Source organism: Limnohabitans sp., assembly GCF_017848645.1.
Taxonomy (GTDB): domain Bacteria; phylum Pseudomonadota; class Gammaproteobacteria; order Burkholderiales; family Burkholderiaceae_C; genus Limnohabitans_A.
Window position 1 is genome coordinate 35233 of sequence record NZ_JAFEIF010000010.1, and the last position, 16014, is coordinate 51246.

Here is a 16014-nt window from a genome sequence, read left to right on the forward strand (position 1 = left end):
TCAGATTATCGATGGTTCCAGCCGGCCTGGTTTTGGCCACGGGACTCCTTCTGAGCGGCTGCGCCAACAACCCCAAGGACCCAACGGCGGGCTGGACCCCCGAAAAAATCTACAGCGAGGCCCGCGACGAGGTGAACGCCGGAGCTTGGGACAAGGCCATTGGCTACTACGAAAAACTCGAAGGCCGCGCGGCCGGCACGGCGCTTGCCCAGCAAGCCCAGATCGACAAGGCCTTTGCCCAGTACAAAACCGGCGACAAGATTCAAGCGGTTGCCACCTTGGACCGCTACATCCGCCTGCACCCCACCAGCCCCGCCATTGACTACGCCTTCTACCTCAAAGGCTTGGTCAACTTCAACGACAACCTGGGTTTGTTTTCTTTCATCACGCGGCAAGACCTGTCCGAGCGAGACCAAAAAGCCGCCAAAGATTCCTACGAGTCCTTTCGCGAGCTGACCACCCGCTTTCCAGATTCCAAATACAGCGCCGATGCCCGCCAGCGCATGACGCACATCGTCAACTCGCTGGCCGCCTACGAGGTGCATGTGGCGCGCTACTACGCCAGCCGTGGCGCGCATGTGGCTGCCATCAACCGGGCGCAGCAGGCCATTTCCGATTACCAGGGTGTGCCTGCCCTTGAGGAAGCACTGGCGATTTTGGTCAGCTCCTACAAGGCCATGGGCATGACGTCGCTGAGCAACGATGCCCGGCGTGTGCTGCAGACCAACTTCCCGAAGTCGGCCTTTTTGCTCACCGATGGCGCAGAGGTCAAGCGTTCGGGTGGCTGGCGTCTGTGGTGAGTTGACGCAGCGCGCTGAGAAAAGCCGCATGGTCCTCCAGGCGGCGCATGGCGGGTAAACCCCGCACCAGGCGGCGGCCATAAGACATGGTGCTCAAACGGTTGTCGCAGACCACCAAAATCCCGCGATCGGTTTCGCTTCGGATCAAGCGCCCTGCCCCTTGCTTGAGTGACACCGCCGCCTCGGGCAAGGCGTGGTCGGCAAAAGCGCTTTTGCCCTGCTGCGTGATGCGCTGGCTGCGCGCCTCAAAGAGCGGGTCACCCGGCGGGGGAAAAGGCAGCTTGTCGATGACCACCAGCTGCAGCGCGTCACCGGGCACATCAAAGCCCTCCCAAAACGAGGCCGAGGCCACCAGCACACAACCCGAGCGGCCCTGCGCGTCGCCCTGCCCGCCACCCTCGCGAAAGCGCTCCATCAAGCGGCGCTTGGGGCTTTGGCCCTGCACCAGCACCTCCACACCGCCGTCGCATTGCGCTTGCAGTTGCTCGCCAATGCTGCGCATGGCGTTCAAGGTGGTGGTCAGCACCAGTGTTCTGCCCCCCAAAATGTCCAGCGCCTCCAGCACCAAAGCGGCCACTTGGCTGGCGTGCCCCGGGTCGCCCGGACGCGGCAAGTGGGGCGGCACGTAAAGCGCCGCTTGCTGCGCATAGTCAAAGGGGCTGTTGACCTGCATGACCTCGGCCGAACTCAGGCCACAAGGCTCGATGAACCAGCGCAAACTCGGCTCGTCGCCCAAAGTGGCCGAAGTGAAAATCCAGGCCCGCTGACCGACACCGCCCGCGGGCCCTGCTGCTGCCGACTCACCGGCTGCGTGTCGGGGGTCACCCGCCATCAAGGCCTCCAGCGAATCGGGATCGACATCGTCATCAGGGCCGAGATCAGCGCCAGAATCGGCATCACCGGGCGGCGCGGCGGACACCGGCCGTGTCAAGGCAGAAAAGGCCTGTGCGATGTCGAGAGGCGACTCGATCAGGCGCAGCTGCGCGCTGACCTCGGCCCAGCGCACGCCTTCGGGGTTAGGGGTATCGGCAAACACGGCAGTGCGCTGCATCAGCTCACGGGTACGGTCACCCAGGCGCTGAAAATCCGGGGCCAGCTCGCTGACCATGTCCAGGCCATTTTGCAAATGTGTCAACGCCTGCGACACGGCCTGCAAAGCCGTGTCCCATTCGCCGGGCTCCACGCCCTCGGGGTGTTGGCCGCTCCAGCGCAGGCGCACCGAGCCGCGGTGCATGCCCGCTGCCAGGCGCCAGTCGCGGGCGGCTTTTTCGAGCTGGGCCGTCAAATTCTGCCAATCAACCAAGCCACGCGCCAATTGCAAACCGGTGGCCAGCACATCGCGCACCAACTCGTGCAACTGCACGGTGGACAGTTGCTGGCCCAGAAAATTGACGCCGATCTCGTTGAGCTGGTGGGCCTCGTCGAACACGGTCACACGCACCGTGGGCAACAACTCGGCCACGCCCGACTCGCGCACCGACAGGTCGGCAAAAAACAAGTGGTGGTTGATGACCACCACATCCGAGGCCATGGCCTCTTTGCGCGCCAGATTGACATGGCAGGCGCGGTAACGTGGGCAGGTGGAGCCCAGGCAGTTGTCGCGGGTGGAGGTGACCAGCGGCCACAGGGACGAGCGCTCGTCCAGGCCCGTCAGCTCGGCCATGTCGCCCGTGCGGGTGGACTGCGCCCAAGTCTCGATTTTGGCCAGGGCCTTTTGTGCGCCGGGCTGGGCCGACTCGGGGCTGTGACGGGCTTGCTCCATGCGGTGCAGGCACAGGTAATTGGACCGCCCCTTGAGCAAAGCCACGCGGATGGGCAAACCCAGCACCTCCACCAGACGCGGGATGTCGCGAGAAAACAATTGGTCTTGCAGCGCCTTGGTGGCCGTGGACACCAGCGCACGCTGGCCGCTGAGCAAAACCGGCACCAGGTACGCATAGGTTTTGCCGGTGCCCGTGCCCGCCTCCACCACCAGCTGGCCGCCGTCCTGCACCGTGCGGCTCACGGCCATGGCCATGTCGGTCTGGCCCTGCCGGGGCTGAAAACCCAGCACCGTTTGCGCCAGCACCCCGTGGCTGGACAGGGTGTCGGCCACCCGCTGGTCGAGCAAATTCAAGCGGGCTCCTTGGGGGCCAACTGCGCTTGCAGGCTGGCCATCTGGTCACGCAAAGCCAGGCGGCGCTTTTTCATGCGGCGCAGGGTCAACTCGTCCAGGTGCCCAGGCGCTGCTGCAGCTTGGTCGATCAGCGCGTCCAGGTCGGCGTGCTCGATTTGCCACTCGATCAGCTGGCGCTGCGGCGAGCGCAAATCCAATTCAACGCTTTGCGAAGCATCGCCGGGGTGGTCCGTGCTCATGGCGTCTCCCGCGTGTCGGCCTGCTTGCCTTGCAGCCGCTTCTCGCGCTGCTCGGTGCGCCACAAGCGCTCTTGGGCGTTCAAAGCCAGCTCTTGCTGGAGCAAAGGTTCCAGCGCCTGTCTGCGGGCGCGGCGCGCCTCGCTCAGGCAGGCGTTGACGGCAAACTTTTGCCAGCACACGACCTGCTGCTGCGCTTCGGCCTGGCCTATGGCGCTGCGTTGCGCCGCCAGCGCCTGCCGTTGACGGGTGATGGCCTCGGGCAGCGCGTCTGGCATGGGCGCTGCCTGCGTGCTCGGTTGTGATGGTTGGGGTGTTTGAGCTGACGTTGGCGCGGTGAGTGGCACACCCGGTGGCGGGGCAAGCAGCTTGGACGGGTCCTGGGCCGTTTGCGCCTGGGCAGCCCAGAGCGTCAACAGGCCCAGCGCCAAGCCACAAGACCCACGCACAAGTCCGCGCACAAATCCGCGCACATGTCCGCGTGTCATGTGAGGTGCGTGTCCACGGTGCGGTGCTCCAGCGCCAGAAACTCGCTCGACTGCATCTCGTGCAGTCGCGAGACGGTGCGTGGAAACTCGTGCGACATGGGACCCGAGGTGTACAACCCTTCAGGTGGCACGGCGGCCGACATGATGAGCTTGACCCGGCGGTCGTACAGCACGTCGATCAACCAGGTGAAGCGCCGCGCCTCGGACGCCATGCTCACGGGCATGTGCGGCACGTTGCTCAGCAGCACCGTGTGGTACTGCGTGGCGATTTCGAGGTAGTCGTTTTGCGAGCGCGGGCCGCCACAAATGGCGCGGAAGTCAAACCAGACCACATCCCCGGCACGGCGTTTGGCGGTGATTTCGCGCGCTTCGATGTGCAGCACCGGGTCTTCGTCCGGCCCTGTGGCCAGGCGGTTGAAGGCGTCGTTCATCTCGGCATCGGCCTGCTCGCCCAAAGGCGAGTGGTAGAGCTTGACCATCTCCAGCGTGCGGCGGCGGTAGTCGGTGCCGTTGTCCACATTGAGCACCTGCATGCGCGCATTCAATAAAGCAATGGCGGGCAGGATGCGGTCGCGGTGCAGGCCGTCGGGGTACAGGCCATCGGGCTCGAAGTTGGAGGTGGTGACAAAGCCCACGCCGTTGTCGAAAAGCGCCACCAGCAGGCGGTGCAAGATCATGGCGTCGGTGATGTCGGCCACATGGAATTCATCGAAGCAAATGAGCTGGTAACGCTTGGCCATGCGCTTGCCCAGCTCGTCGAGCGGGTTGACGGTGCCCTGGATCACGGTGAGTTCGCGGTGCACCTCGCGCATGAACTCGTGAAAGTGCAGGCGGGTTTTGCGCTCGATGGGCACGGCCGCAAAAAAGCAGTCCATCAAAAAGCTCTTGCCACGCCCCACCCCGCCAAACATATAGACCCCCTTGGGGATCTCCGGGCGGCTCATGAACTTGGCCAGCAGGCCCGAACGCTTGGACTTGTACGCCGCCCATTCGCTGGCGCAGCGCTCCAGCGCCTCGATGGCCCGCAATTGTGCGGGGTCGCTTTGGTAGCCCCGTTTTTGGAGTTCTTCTTCGTAAACTTCACGAACGGACATGGGTGGCTTGCTCTTCAATTCAATAACAAAACCCGGGACCAGGCCCGGGTTTTCACGGATGCGGAACTTTAACCCAACTCACCCGGCGCTGCAGTGCCGGGTGTGTCAAGGTCTTAGAAGTTCAGGCTGCGCTTGTCCACTGCCAAAGCGGCCTCTTTGGTGGACTCGCTCAAGCTGGGGTGCGCATGGCAGATGCGGGCGATGTCTTCGGCGCTGGCGCGGAATTCCATGGCCACCACGGCTTCGGCGATCAGCTCGGAGGCTTGTGGGCCCACGATGTGGACGCCCAAAATTTCGTCGGTGGTGGCATCGGCCAGCATTTTCACCATGCCGGTCGTGTCGCCCAGGGCGCGGGCACGGCCGTTGGCCAGGAACGGGAATGAACCGGCCTTGTAAGCCACGCCATCGGCCTTGAGTTGCTGCTCGGTGCGGCCGACCCAAGCGATCTCGGGGCTGGTGTAGATGACCCAAGGGATTGTGTTGAAGTTGACGTGCCCGTGTTGGCCCGCAATGCGCTCGGCCACCGCCACGCCCTCTTCCTCGGCTTTGTGCGCCAGCATGGGGCCACGCACCACGTCACCCACCGCCCAGACACCGGGCAGGTTGGTTTTGCAATCCGCATCGACCACGATCGCGCCGCGCTCGTCGAGCTGCAAGCCCACAGCTTCGGTGTTCAAACCGATGGTGTTGGGCACGCGGCCGATCGAGATGATCAGCTTGTCGGCGTCCAGCACCACGGCTTCGCCCTTGGCGTTGGTGTAATTGACCGTGACGCCCTTCTTGCCGTTGACGATCTCGCCGACTTTCACGCCCAGCTCGATCTTCAGGCCCTGCTTGTCAAAGGCCTTCTTGGCTTCTTTGGCGATTTGTTCGTCCACCGCGCCCAGGAATGTGGGCAGACCTTCGAGGATGGTGACTTCTGCGCCCAGGCGACGCCAAACCGAGCCCATTTCCAGGCCAATGACGCCAGAACCGATCAAGGCCAGCTTCTTGGGCACAGCACCCAAGCGCAAAGCGCCGTCGTTGGACAACACATTGACTTCGTCAAACGGGGTGCCAGGCAGCGCGCGGGCGTTGGAGCCGGTGGCGATGATGATGTTTTTGCCGGTGATCGACTCTTCGGTCTTGCCTGCCACATGGATGGTGTATCCGCCTTCGGCCTTGCCGACAAAACTGCCGCGACCGTGGAAGAAAGTGACCTTGTTTTTCTTGAGCAAATACAAGATACCGTCGTTGTTTTGCTTCACCACGGTGTCTTTGCGGGCGATCATTTTGGCCACGTCCATCTTCACGCCCGTGGCGCTGATGCCATGCTCGGCGAAGTGGTGGTTGGCGTGGTCAAAGTGCTCGCTGGACTGCAGCAGCGCCTTGGAGGGGATACAGCCCACGTTGGTGCAGGTGCCGCCGGGCGCTGGGCCACCGGCTGCGTTTTTCCATTCGTCGATACAAGCGACCTGGAAACCGAGTTGGGCAGCGCGGATGGCTGCAATGTAGCCACCGGGGCCACCGCCGATGACAACGACGTCGAATTGTTTGCTCATGGTGAATGTCTTCTGGATGAAAAACGCCCCCTGGGCAGGGGGCATTCAAAACAAGGGGATTTAGATGTCGAACAAGAGGCGGGCTGGATCTTCCAGCGCTTCCTTCATGGCCACCAGGCCCAGCACAGCTTCGCGGCCGTCGATGATGCGGTGGTCGTAGGACATGGCGAAGTAGTTCATGGGGCGAACGACGACCTGGCCGTTTTCCACCATGGCGCGGTCTTTGGTCGCGTGCACGCCCAAAATCGCGGACTGGGGTGGGTTGATGATGGGGGTGGACATCATCGAGCCGAAGGTGCCGCCGTTCGAGATCGAGAAGGTGCCACCGGTCATCTCTTCCATGCCCAGCTTGCCGTCTTTGGCTTTTTGGCCGAATTCAGCGATCTTCTTTTCGATGTCGGCAAAGCTCATCTGGTCGGCGTTGCGCAGGATAGGCACCACCAAACCACGAGGCGAACCCACCGCGATACCGATGTCAAAGTAGCCGTGGTAGACGATGTCATTGCCGTCCACCGAAGCGTTCAAGACCGGGAATTTCTTCAAGGCGTGCACAGCGGCCTTGACGAAGAAGCTCATGAAGCCAAGCTTGACGCCGTGCTCCTTCTCGAAACGCTCTTGCATGCGCTTGCGCATCTCCATGACCGGGGCCATGTTGATTTCGTTGAACGTCGTCAGGATGGCGTTGGTCGACTGCGATTGCAGCAAACGCTCGGCCACGCGGGCGCGCAGACGCGTCATGGGCACGCGCTGCTCGGGGCGCTCGCCCAAATCCACAGCCGGGCCGGACACCTGAGGCAAGGCCTTGGTGGGCACGCCCGTGGGGATCACGGCGGCAGTCGTTTTGACACCACCGGCCACAGCGGCCAGCACATCGCCCTTGGTCACGCGGCCGTCTTTGCCAGAACCTGCCACGGAACCCGCAGCCAGGCTGTTGTCGGCCATGAGTTTGGCAGCGGCGGGCATGGCCACACCAGCCATGCTGCCACCTGTGGCGGCAGCAGGCGCTGCGGCCGCAGGGGCTGGAGCAGCGGCAGCTGGTGCAGCTGCGGCAGGCGCCGCAGCGGCGACTTTGCCATCGGTATCGATGCGGGCAATGAGTTGCTCGGCGGCCACGGTGGCACCGTCGCCCTGGATGATTTCGGACAAAACACCTGCCGAAGGTGCGGGCACTTCGAGCACGACCTTGTCGGTTTCGATTTCGATCAGGATCTCGTCGGCGGCCACGGTGTCGCCGACTTTCTTTTTCCACTGCAGCATGGTGGCCTCGGCCACAGACTCGGACAGTTGGGGAACTTTGACTTCTACGATTGCCATGATTTTTCCGTTATGCGTTGTACGTTAGGAAGGTGTACGGGAGGATGTGGGTGAAGGGTCTGGCGCTGAACACTCAGCGCCAGAAAACCGCCTCACTTGGTCAGCACGAAGCCCTTGAGCTTGGCGAAGGCCGCCTCGATCAGCGCCTTTTGCTGGTCCTGGTGCAGGTGCGAATAACCCACTGCCGGAGAAGCAGAGGCGGCACGACCGGCATAACCGAGCTTTTGGCCGTCCAGCATGTTCTCGTGGATGTTGTGCTGGATGAAGAACCAGGCGCCCTGGTTTTGTGGCTCGTCCTGGCACCACACGATGTCGGTGGCGTTGGGGTACTTTTTCAGCTCGGCCGCAAACGCCTTGTGCGGGAACGGATACAGCTGCTCGACACGGATGATGGCCACGTCGTCGGCACCCTTGGCTTCGCGGTGCTTGACCAGGTCGTAGTACACCTTGCCCGAGCAAGCCACCACGCGCTTGACCTTGTCGGCCTTGAGCGTTTTGTTCTCGGGGATCACGGTCTGGAAGCTGCCATGCGTGAACTCGGACACGGGCGATGTCGCGTCCTTGTTGCGCAGCAGCGACTTGGGCGTGAAGATGACCAGGGGCTTGCGCAGGTTGCGCACCATCTGGCGACGCAGTACATGGAAGATCTGGCTGGCGGTGGTGGGCTGCACCAGTTGCATGTTGGTATCGGCCGCCAGCTGCATGAAGCGCTCGACGCGGGCCGAGCTGTGCTCAGGACCCTGGCCTTCGTAACCGTGGGGCAGCATCAGGGTGATGCCGTTGACACGGCCCCACTTGACTTCGCCCGAGGCGATGAACTGGTCGATCACCACCTGTGCACCGTTGGCAAAGTCGCCAAACTGCGCTTCCCAGATCACCAAAGTGTTGGGGTCGTTCGAGGCGTAGCCGTACTCAAAAGCCAGCACCGCTTCTTCGGACAGGATCGAGTCGATCACGGTGAAGGGGGCCTGGTTGTCGGTGACGTTTTGCAGCGCCACATAGGTGCCGGTGTCCCACTTTTCGCGCTTTTGGTCATGGATGACCGCATGGCGGTGTGTGAAGGTGCCACGGCCACAGTCCTCGCCCGACAGACGCACTGGGTAGCCGCTGGCCACCAAAGAGGCAAAAGCCATGTGCTCGCCCATGCCCCAGTCCACCGGAATCTCGCCACGGCCCATGGCCGCGCGGTCGTCGTACACTTTTTTGACCAGCTGGTGTGGTGTGACCGATTCAGGGATGGTCGTGATTTTTTCGGCCACGCGCTTCCACTCGGCCAGAGGGATGGCGGTGTCACCCGCATCGGTCCACTTCTTGCCCAGGAAGGGCGACCAGTCCACGGTGAACTTGGTCTTGAAGTTGGTCAACACGGGGTCGGTCGTGTTCTTGCCTGCGTCCAGGGCGGCGCGGTAGGCCTTGGCCATGTCCTCGCCCAATGTGTCGCCCAGGCCTTGTGCGGCCAGTTTGTCGGCAAACAGTTTGCGCGTGCCAGGGTGAGCGGCAATCTTTTTGTACATCAGCGGCTGGGTCAAAGCAGGGGTGTCCTGCTCGTTGTGGCCCAGTTTGCGGAAGCACACCACGTCCAGCACCACGTCCTTGCGGAAGGTCATGCGGTATTCGAGGGCGAGCTGCGCAGCCATGACCACGGCTTCAGGATCGTCGCCGTTGACGTGCAGCACCGGGGCTTCGACCATCTTGACGATGTCGGTACAGAACACGCTCGAGCGCATGTCGCGCGGGTCGGACGTCGTGAAACCGATCTGGTTGTTGATGATGATGTGCACCGTGCCGCCCGTGGAATAACCACGGGTTTGCGCCAGGGCAAAGGTTTCCTGGTTCACACCTTGGCCACCAAACGCGGCGTCGCCGTGTACCAGCACGGGCAGCACTTGCTTGCCCAGCGGGTCATCGCGGCGGTCCATGCGGGCACGCACCGAGCCTTCGACCACGGGGTTCACGATTTCGAGGTGTGAGGGGTTGAACGCCAGCGACAGGTGCACAGGGCCACCCGAGGTGCTCACGTCAGAGCTGAAACCCTGGTGGTACTTCACGTCACCCGCAGGCAGCTCTTCGGGGGCGGTGTGGTCAAACTCGGCAAACAGGTCCGCGGGCAACTTGCCCATGGTGTTGACCAGCACGTTCAGGCGGCCACGGTGGGCCATGCCGATCACGACTTCCTGCACGCCTTGTGCACCGGCCGACTGGATCAGCTCGTCCATGGCGGCGATGAAGCTCTCACCGCCCTCGAGGGAGAAGCGCTTTTGGCCCACATATTTGGTGTGCAGGTAGCGCTCCAGGCCTTCGGCAGCCGTCAGACGGTCGAGGATCTGTTTTTTCTTCTCGGCCGTGAAATTGGGCTTGCTGCGGATGCTTTCGAGCTTTTGCTGCCACCAGCGCTTTTCAGCCTGCTCGGTGGTGTACATGTACTCGGCCCCGATCGTGCCGCAATAGGTCTCGCGCAGTGCATTGAGCAGCTCGCGCAAAGACATGCGGTTTTTGCCGAAGAAGGTGTTGCTGGTGTCGAACACGGTTTCCTGGTCGGCATCGGTGAAGCCGAAGAAAGCGGGGTCGAGGTCAGGAATGTTGGGGCGCTCGGTGCGCTTCAAAGGGTCCAGATCGGCCCAGCGCTGACCCACGTTGCGGTAAGCGGCGATCAACTGCTGAACGGCGGTGCGCTTGCGGCCCATCTCGACATCGGCGCTGGCCATGACGACTTTGGTGCCGCCGGACTTGGCGCGCTCGGCAAAGGCGTTGATGACGGGCAGATGGGGGACGTCTTTGGCGTTGGTGCCGTCGACTGCGGGAACGTGCTGGAGGGCGTCGAAATACTCACGCCAGGAATCTGGGACGCTGCCGGGGTTGGCCAGGTAGTTTTCGTACATCTCTTCGACGTACGGGGCGTTGCCGCCGAACAAATAGGTGTTGCCTTGGTAGGCAGCGTAGACGGAATTAGTCTCGCTCATATTTCGCTGACCTCCGTTTCCCTCTGGGAAACATTAGTTGGTTGAGATTTACCTTCCGCGACACGGCTGAACCGGTTGGCGGATGCGACTGTGGCAAAGGAAGGGCCTGAGTACAGCGCGCATTGTGCCACGCCTTGTCCGATATCAAACTTACAGTCATACGAAACAAAACGGGTGGAAGGCTTTTGGGGTAAAAAAAGACCCCGCCAAAGCGGGGTCCAGAATCGTCAACCTTTGATCAGATCCATGATCTGCTGCAAAGCGGCCGGATCGTCCATGGTGGTCAGGTCGCCCGGATCCCGCCCCTCGGCCACGGCCTGAATGGCCCGGCGCAGCAACTTGCCGCTGCGCGTCTTGGGCAAGGCCGTGACAAACAGCACGCGAGATGGCCTGGCGACTGCGCCCAATTGCGAGTCCACGACTTTCATGACTTCGCCTTCGAGCTTCAGGCGTGCTGCCGCGTCCGTCAGGCCCGAGGTGTCCTTGGCAATGGCAAAGGCCATGGCCACCTGCCCTTTGAGCTGGTCGGCCACACCGACCACCGCCACTTCGGCGATGTTGGGGTGGCTGGAAATGCTTTCCTCGATCTCGCGGGTGCCCAGACGGTGACCGGCCACGTTGATCACGTCGTCGGTGCGGCCCAAGATGAAGAAGTAGCCGTCTTCGTCACGCACAGCCCAGTCAAAGGTGCTGTAAACCAGCTTGTTCGGCACGGTCTTCCAATAGGTTTTGACGAAACGCGCGTCGTCACCCCAAATGGTTTGCAGGTTGCCGGGCGGCAGCGGGCCTTCGATGGTCAACACGCCTTTTTGATTAGCGCCGGTCAACTCTTCGCCCGTCTGGTCGTCGACCAGCTTGACGTTGTAGCCATAAATCGCCTTGCCGGGCGAGCCGAACTTGCTGGGCGCTTTTTCCACACCGTTGCAGATGCTCAAAATCGGCCAGCCGGTTTCGGTCTGCCAGTAGTTGTCGATGATGGCCTTGCCGTTCAGGCCTTCTGAAATCCACTTGGCGGTCGGCTCGTCCAGTGGCTCACCGGCCAGGAACAGCGCCTGCAGGCTCGACAGGTCGTATTTGGTCAGCAACGCAGGGTCTTGCTTTTTGAGCACACGGATGGCGGTGGGGGCGCTGAACATGACCTGGACTTTGTACTTCTCGACCAAGCTCCACCAGATGCCGCCGTCGGGGCGGATGGGCAGGCCTTCGTAGAGGATGGTGGCCATGCCGCCGATCAGTGGTCCGTAGATGATGTAGCTGTGGCCCACCACCCAGCCGATGTCGCTGGTGCAGAAAAAGGTGCCGCCCGGCTTGCCTTCAAAGATGTTGGGAATGCTGGCAGCCAGGGCCACGGTGTAGCCCCCGGTGTCGCGCTGCACGCCCTTGGGCTTGCCGGTGGTGCCCGAGGTGTAGAGGGTGTAGCTGGGGTGGGTGGATTCGACCCAGACGCACGGCACGACCGCATCCATGTGCTTGGCGCGCTCGGTGGCGTAATCCACATCGCGGCCGGCCACGGGCGTGAAAGCGACCAGTTGGCGGTCCACCATGACCACGTTGGCCGGTTTGTGGGCCGAGAGCTGGATGGCTTCGTCGAGCAGCGGCTTGTAAGAGACGGCTTTGCCGCCACGCGAACCGGCATCGGCGCTGATGATGACTTTGGGCGAGGCGTCCTCGATGCGGGTGGCCAGCGAGTGCGAGGCAAAACCACCAAACACCACCGAGTGGATCGCGCCCAAGCGCACGCAAGCCAGCATGGCAAAAGCCGCCTCGGCGATCATGGGCATGTAAATCAGCACGCGGTCGCCTTTGACCACGCCCAGGTCTTGCAAGATGGCGGCCATGCGCTGCACTTCGGCGTGCAGCTCACGGTAGGTGTAGGTTTTTTCCTGATCGGTTTCGGTCGAGACGAAGATCAAAGCGGGCTGGTCGGCGCGATCCGCCAGGTGGCGGTCCACTGCGTTGTGGCACAGGTTGGTCTCACCGCCCACGAACCACTTGGCAAAAGGCGGGTTGCTGTAATCACAGATTTGCTGCGGCTGGACTTTCCAGTCCACCAGTTTGGCCTGCTCGGCCCAAAAAGCGTCGCGGTCGTTGATCGACCGGGCGTGAAAGTCTGCGAAATTGCCCATGGATGTCTCCTGAAAACCCACCAAGTTGAAACCAAGGAAGGGGGCGATGGTCACGCACCGCCCTGCACTTCTGAATTCATAATTATGGCCAAAGGACTTGCAAGAAGCTGACTCAACCCAGGGCAAAAAAGGGCATCAGCGTGGGCAGCCAGCACCCTGCCCATGGGGGCCGCTCACTTGAACAAGCTTTGCAGCAACTTGAAATCGGGGTGCTCGGCCGTGCGAATCCACTCAAACGCCACCATCTCGGCGGTCACCAGCTCGGCCCCAGCGCCTGCCAGTCGGTCATAGGCCGCGTCACGGTTGCGCTCGGTGCGTGAGCTGCAAGCATCGGTCACCACCCACACCTCGAACTCGTCTTCCAGCAGATCGAGTGCGGTTTGCATCAAGCAAATGTGCGCCTCGCACCCAGCCAACACAATGGTCTTGCGCGGCTCAGCCCCCGGCTGGGGCTTTTGCAGGTGGCGTGGCAAGCTGCGGGCGTTGCCACGCGGCGCCTGCACCGGCTCAGGCTGCAGCCATTCGCCCAAGCCTTCTTCGACGGCGCTGAACTGCATCTTGGCCAGCACCTGGCGGCAGTGGCTGCGGATTTCCGGGGGCATCTCGCCCAGACGGGACGGGTTTTGCTCGGTGCCCCAGGTGGGCACATCGAGGGCCTGGGCCAAGGTGGCCAGGCGTGCGGCGTTGGCCCAGACCGCATCGGCGTCCAGCATCGCGGGTTTCAGGCGGGCCTGAAAATCCACCAGCACCAATTGGCTTTCATCTGCATCGATCAACATGTTCAGTCCTCCGAGTTTCTTGTGCAGGATTGTCGCAGCAGCAGCGGCACCTGAAAACGCACATGCTGGACACCGAAAGCCTGACACCGTAAAAGCCCCAAGCTTTAAGCCAAAAATATCCGTTATGCTGGTGAGCTATGCGTTGGATCCTTTTTTTATCTGTGGCTGCGGCCCTGAACCTGCCCGCTTGGTCTTCTCCGACAGAGGAAGCACCGACTGCGGGCTTGGCCGAACGGGGCCTGGTCTCTCAGATCGGCACGCAATTGAGCGCGGTCAAAGACAAGGCCGGTGACCAGGCTGCAGGCATGGTGGAGCAGGCGATGGGTTTGCTGGGCGTGCCCTACCGCCGTGGCGGCAGCAGTGAAAGCACCGGTTTTGATTGCAGCGGCTTTGTGCGTCACCTTTACGAAAAATCGGTCGGGCAAATTTTGCCGCGCCGCGCCGTTGACCAGGCCAGTGCCACCGAGGTCATTGACCGCGAAGAGCTCAAGCCAGGCGATCTGGTGTTTTTCAACACCATGCGCCGCGCCTTCAGCCATGTGGGCATCTACGTGGGCGATGGCAAATTCATCCACGCCCCGCGCGCAGGCAAGGCGGTCAACGTCGAAGACATGCGCAGCGCTTATTGGCAAAAACGCTTCAATGGTGCGCGTCGCGTGCCCGTGAGCAGCGACAATGCCAAACCATGAAAACTCAAATTGATCACCTCGTGGTGATGGCCGCCTCCCTGGACCAGGGCGTGCAGTGGTGCGAAGACACCCTGGGCATCACCCCCGGCCCTGGCGGCGAACATGAAAAATACGGCACGCACAACCGCCTGTTCAAGATCGCCTCACCCCAATTTCCCCTGGCTTACTTCGAAATCATCGCCATCAACCCACAGGCCGTGATCCCCAAACGCGCCCAGGTGCCGCGCTGGTTTGACATGGACGACGCCGCTTTGCAAAAAGCCGTGGCGCAGGGCCCTCGGCTCATCCATTTTGTCAGCAGCACCGATGACGTAAAGGCCGCCCGCCATGTGCTGCGCACCCAAGGCATTGAGCGCGGTCAGGTGGTGCATGCCAGCCGCAAATCGAGCAAGGGCACGATCAACTGGCAAATCACCGTGCGCGAAGACGGCGAGCGGCTCTTTAATGGGTGTTTGCCCACCTTGATTCAGTGGGGCAAGCCCGATGCCACCGAGCCGCTGCGCCTGCACCCCCGCAACAGCCTGCCGCGTTCGGGCGTGACCCTGCAAAGCCTGACGGTGAGCCACCCCAGTGGCGTCAAGCTACAAGCCGCTTTTGATGCCATCGGCCTGGCCGACATCGCCATCGAAACCGGGCCCGCCAATTTGGTGGCCAGCCTGCAAACCCCCAAAGGCCTGGTGCGGCTGCAAAGTCTGGGGATTTAAGTCTCTTTGGGCAAGGCCAAGAGCAGCGCCATGCCCACCAGCATCACGGCGGCTGTGAGCCACAAAGCACCTTTGAAACTGCCCGTGGCCTGCGCCATGGCCCCGGCCACGACGGGCGCGATCATTTGCGCCGCGCCGTAGCTGAGCGTCAGACGGGCCATGGCCTTGCCCGGGTTTTGGGGCGCACGCCGCCCCACCAAGGCCAAAGTCAGGCTCACGATGCCGATGAAGGTGGCCCCATAGCCCACGGCACCGATGAGCGCTGCCGTCAGTGAACCCGACAAAGCGGGCAGCACGATGGACACCGTTTGCAAACCAAAAGCCAACAGCAAGGCCGGGATATCGCCCAACTTTCTGGCCACGCGGTCCCACAAAAACACGGCCGGCATGGCCGCCAGCCCCACCAGCGCCCAGGCCAAAGCGCCCTGCCCGGCCAAAGCCGGTTCGCGCTCGACAATGGCCACGGTGAACGTGGCGCTGATGACAAAGCCCCAGCCCGCCGCAAAATAACTCAGCGCCATGGTCGCCATCCAGCGGCGCGAGACCTGCGGCTGCGCCTGGGCAGCGGCTGCTGCAATGGGCGCGGGCGGCACAGGCGGACGCCACAACCAGGCCGGCACAAAAAACACCAGCCCCAAAGCGGCAAAGGCCAACCACTGGTCCGACCACAGCGTCCAAATAGACGACAAGACCCAGGCACCCAGCGCTGACACCACGATGCCCAGCCCCAGGCCGATGAACAACACCCCCAGCTCCGGCCTGCGTCCTTGGCGCATCAACCAGCCCAGCACCAGCCCCGAGCCCAGCAGCATGCCGGTGGCCCCGCACAGACCGCCCAAAAAGCGCCACAGCCCCCAGGCGGGCAACCAGCTCGACAGCGCCATGGCCGCCGTGGTGAGCAAGGCCATCCACAGGCCTGCGCTGTAAAAACGGTGACGCCAACGCACATCGTCCATCCAGGCCGTGACCAAGGCCCCCACGATGTAGCCCGCGTAATTGATGGCGGCCAGGCCTCCGGCGGCGGCATCGTTCAAACCGGTTTGCGCCTGCAAGGCGGGTAACAAGGGCGTGTAGGCAAAACGGGCCAGGCCAATGGTCAGTACCAGGCCGCAAATGCCTCCGAGCATGACTTGCCAGGCTTGCAGGGGACGGGCGATGGGCGTGGAG

General features: G+C 62.5%; 13 protein-coding genes. 3 read left to right on the top strand and 10 right to left on the bottom strand.

Annotated features, from left to right (window positions below; all coding sequences use genetic code 11):
- Nucleotides 1-11: 11 nt before the first annotated feature.
- Nucleotides 12-800, top strand: coding sequence for an outer membrane protein assembly factor BamD (locus QZ190_RS03090; RefSeq protein WP_291913359.1), 789 nt, complete (start codon nt 12-14; stop codon nt 798-800).
- Here the strand turns inward: QZ190_RS03090 and QZ190_RS03095 are convergent.
- The 9 genes from QZ190_RS03095 to QZ190_RS03135 form a co-directional block, all read right to left on the bottom strand.
- Nucleotides 769-2817 (bottom strand): ATP-dependent DNA helicase, encoded by a 2049-nt coding sequence (locus QZ190_RS03095; RefSeq protein WP_291913402.1) that lies wholly within the window; start codon nt 2815-2817, stop codon nt 769-771. The two genes, QZ190_RS03090 and QZ190_RS03095, sit on opposite strands and share 32 nt — an antisense overlap.
- 95 nt (nt 2818-2912) lie before the next feature.
- On the bottom strand, nt 2913-3155 hold the full coding sequence (locus QZ190_RS03100) for a YdcH family protein (RefSeq protein ID WP_291913362.1): 243 nt from the start codon (nt 3153-3155) through the stop codon (nt 2913-2915).
- Nucleotides 3152-3640 (bottom strand): hypothetical protein, encoded by a 489-nt coding sequence (locus tag QZ190_RS03105; RefSeq protein ID WP_291913365.1) that lies wholly within the window; start codon nt 3638-3640, stop codon nt 3152-3154. The genes QZ190_RS03100 and QZ190_RS03105 overlap by 4 nt, the downstream gene beginning before the upstream one ends.
- Nucleotides 3637-4734 (bottom strand): cell division protein ZapE, encoded by a 1098-nt coding sequence (zapE, locus tag QZ190_RS03110; protein ID WP_291913368.1) that lies wholly within the window; start codon nt 4732-4734, stop codon nt 3637-3639. The genes QZ190_RS03105 and zapE overlap by 4 nt, the downstream gene beginning before the upstream one ends.
- Nucleotides 4735-4847: 113 nt before the next feature.
- Nucleotides 4848-6275: a dihydrolipoyl dehydrogenase gene (gene lpdA / locus QZ190_RS03115; RefSeq protein WP_291913371.1), complete on the bottom strand. Its 1428-nt coding sequence runs from the start codon at nt 6273-6275 to the stop codon at nt 4848-4850.
- A 60-nt stretch (nt 6276-6335) separates the two neighbouring features.
- Nucleotides 6336-7589, bottom strand: a complete 1254-nt coding sequence (gene odhB, locus QZ190_RS03120; RefSeq protein ID WP_291913374.1) for a 2-oxoglutarate dehydrogenase complex dihydrolipoyllysine-residue succinyltransferase — start codon at nt 7587-7589, stop codon at nt 6336-6338.
- Between the two features lie 92 nt (nt 7590-7681).
- Nucleotides 7682-10549 carry a 2-oxoglutarate dehydrogenase E1 component gene (locus QZ190_RS03125; protein ID WP_291913378.1) on the bottom strand — a complete coding sequence of 956 codons (2868 nt, stop codon included), beginning with the start codon at nt 10547-10549 and terminating at the stop codon, nt 7682-7684.
- 227 nt (nt 10550-10776) lie between these two features.
- On the bottom strand, nt 10777-12675 hold the full coding sequence (locus QZ190_RS03130; RefSeq protein WP_291913380.1) for a propionate--CoA ligase: 1899 nt from the start codon (nt 12673-12675) through the stop codon (nt 10777-10779).
- A gap of 173 nt (nt 12676-12848) precedes the next feature.
- A complete protein-coding gene (locus tag QZ190_RS03135; RefSeq protein ID WP_108363687.1) occupies nt 12849-13454 on the bottom strand; it encodes an isochorismatase family protein in 606 nt (201 codons plus the stop codon).
- A 137-nt stretch (nt 13455-13591) separates the two neighbouring features.
- On the opposite strand from QZ190_RS03135, the gene QZ190_RS03140 reads away from it, so the two are divergent.
- Both QZ190_RS03140 and QZ190_RS03145 read left to right on the top strand, forming a co-directional pair.
- Complete coding sequence (locus QZ190_RS03140; protein WP_291913389.1) at nt 13592-14143, top strand: C40 family peptidase; 552 nt, start codon at nt 13592-13594, stop codon at nt 14141-14143.
- Entirely contained in the window at nt 14140-14847 is a 708-nt protein-coding gene (locus QZ190_RS03145) for a VOC family protein (RefSeq protein WP_291913393.1), read from the top strand. The genes QZ190_RS03140 and QZ190_RS03145 overlap by 4 nt, the downstream gene beginning before the upstream one ends.
- Here the strand turns inward: QZ190_RS03145 and QZ190_RS03150 are convergent.
- Complete coding sequence (locus tag QZ190_RS03150; protein ID WP_367114222.1) at nt 14844-16004, bottom strand: YbfB/YjiJ family MFS transporter; 1161 nt, start codon at nt 16002-16004, stop codon at nt 14844-14846. The genes QZ190_RS03145 and QZ190_RS03150 overlap by 4 nt on opposite strands.
- Nucleotides 16005-16014 lie beyond the last annotated feature (10 nt).

What these genes read in the sequence shown, in the direction of transcription:
- QZ190_RS03090 (WP_291913359.1), top strand. Translation starts at nt 12, where the DNA reads ATGGTTCCAGCCGGCCTGGTTTTGGCCACGGGACTCCTTCTGAGCGGC.
- QZ190_RS03095 (WP_291913402.1), bottom strand. Translation starts at nt 2,817, where the DNA reads ATGGCCATGGCCGTGAGCCGCACGGTGCAGGACGGCGGCCAGCTGGTG.
- QZ190_RS03100 (WP_291913362.1), bottom strand. Translation starts at nt 3,155, where the DNA reads ATGAGCACGGACCACCCCGGCGATGCTTCGCAAAGCGTTGAATTGGAT.
- QZ190_RS03105 (WP_291913365.1), bottom strand. Translation starts at nt 3,640, where the DNA reads ATGACACGCGGACATGTGCGCGGATTTGTGCGCGGACTTGTGCGTGGG.
- zapE (WP_291913368.1), bottom strand. Translation starts at nt 4,734, where the DNA reads ATGTCCGTTCGTGAAGTTTACGAAGAAGAACTCCAAAAACGGGGCTAC.
- lpdA (WP_291913371.1), bottom strand. Translation starts at nt 6,275, where the DNA reads ATGAGCAAACAATTCGACGTCGTTGTCATCGGCGGTGGCCCCGGTGGC.
- odhB (WP_291913374.1), bottom strand. Translation starts at nt 7,589, where the DNA reads ATGGCAATCGTAGAAGTCAAAGTTCCCCAACTGTCCGAGTCTGTGGCC.
- QZ190_RS03125 (WP_291913378.1), bottom strand. Translation starts at nt 10,549, where the DNA reads ATGAGCGAGACTAATTCCGTCTACGCTGCCTACCAAGGCAACACCTAT.
- QZ190_RS03130 (WP_291913380.1), bottom strand. Translation starts at nt 12,675, where the DNA reads ATGGGCAATTTCGCAGACTTTCACGCCCGGTCGATCAACGACCGCGAC.
- QZ190_RS03135 (WP_108363687.1), bottom strand. Translation starts at nt 13,454, where the DNA reads ATGTTGATCGATGCAGATGAAAGCCAATTGGTGCTGGTGGATTTTCAG.
- QZ190_RS03140 (WP_291913389.1), top strand. Translation starts at nt 13,592, where the DNA reads ATGCGTTGGATCCTTTTTTTATCTGTGGCTGCGGCCCTGAACCTGCCC.
- QZ190_RS03145 (WP_291913393.1), top strand. Translation starts at nt 14,140, where the DNA reads ATGAAAACTCAAATTGATCACCTCGTGGTGATGGCCGCCTCCCTGGAC.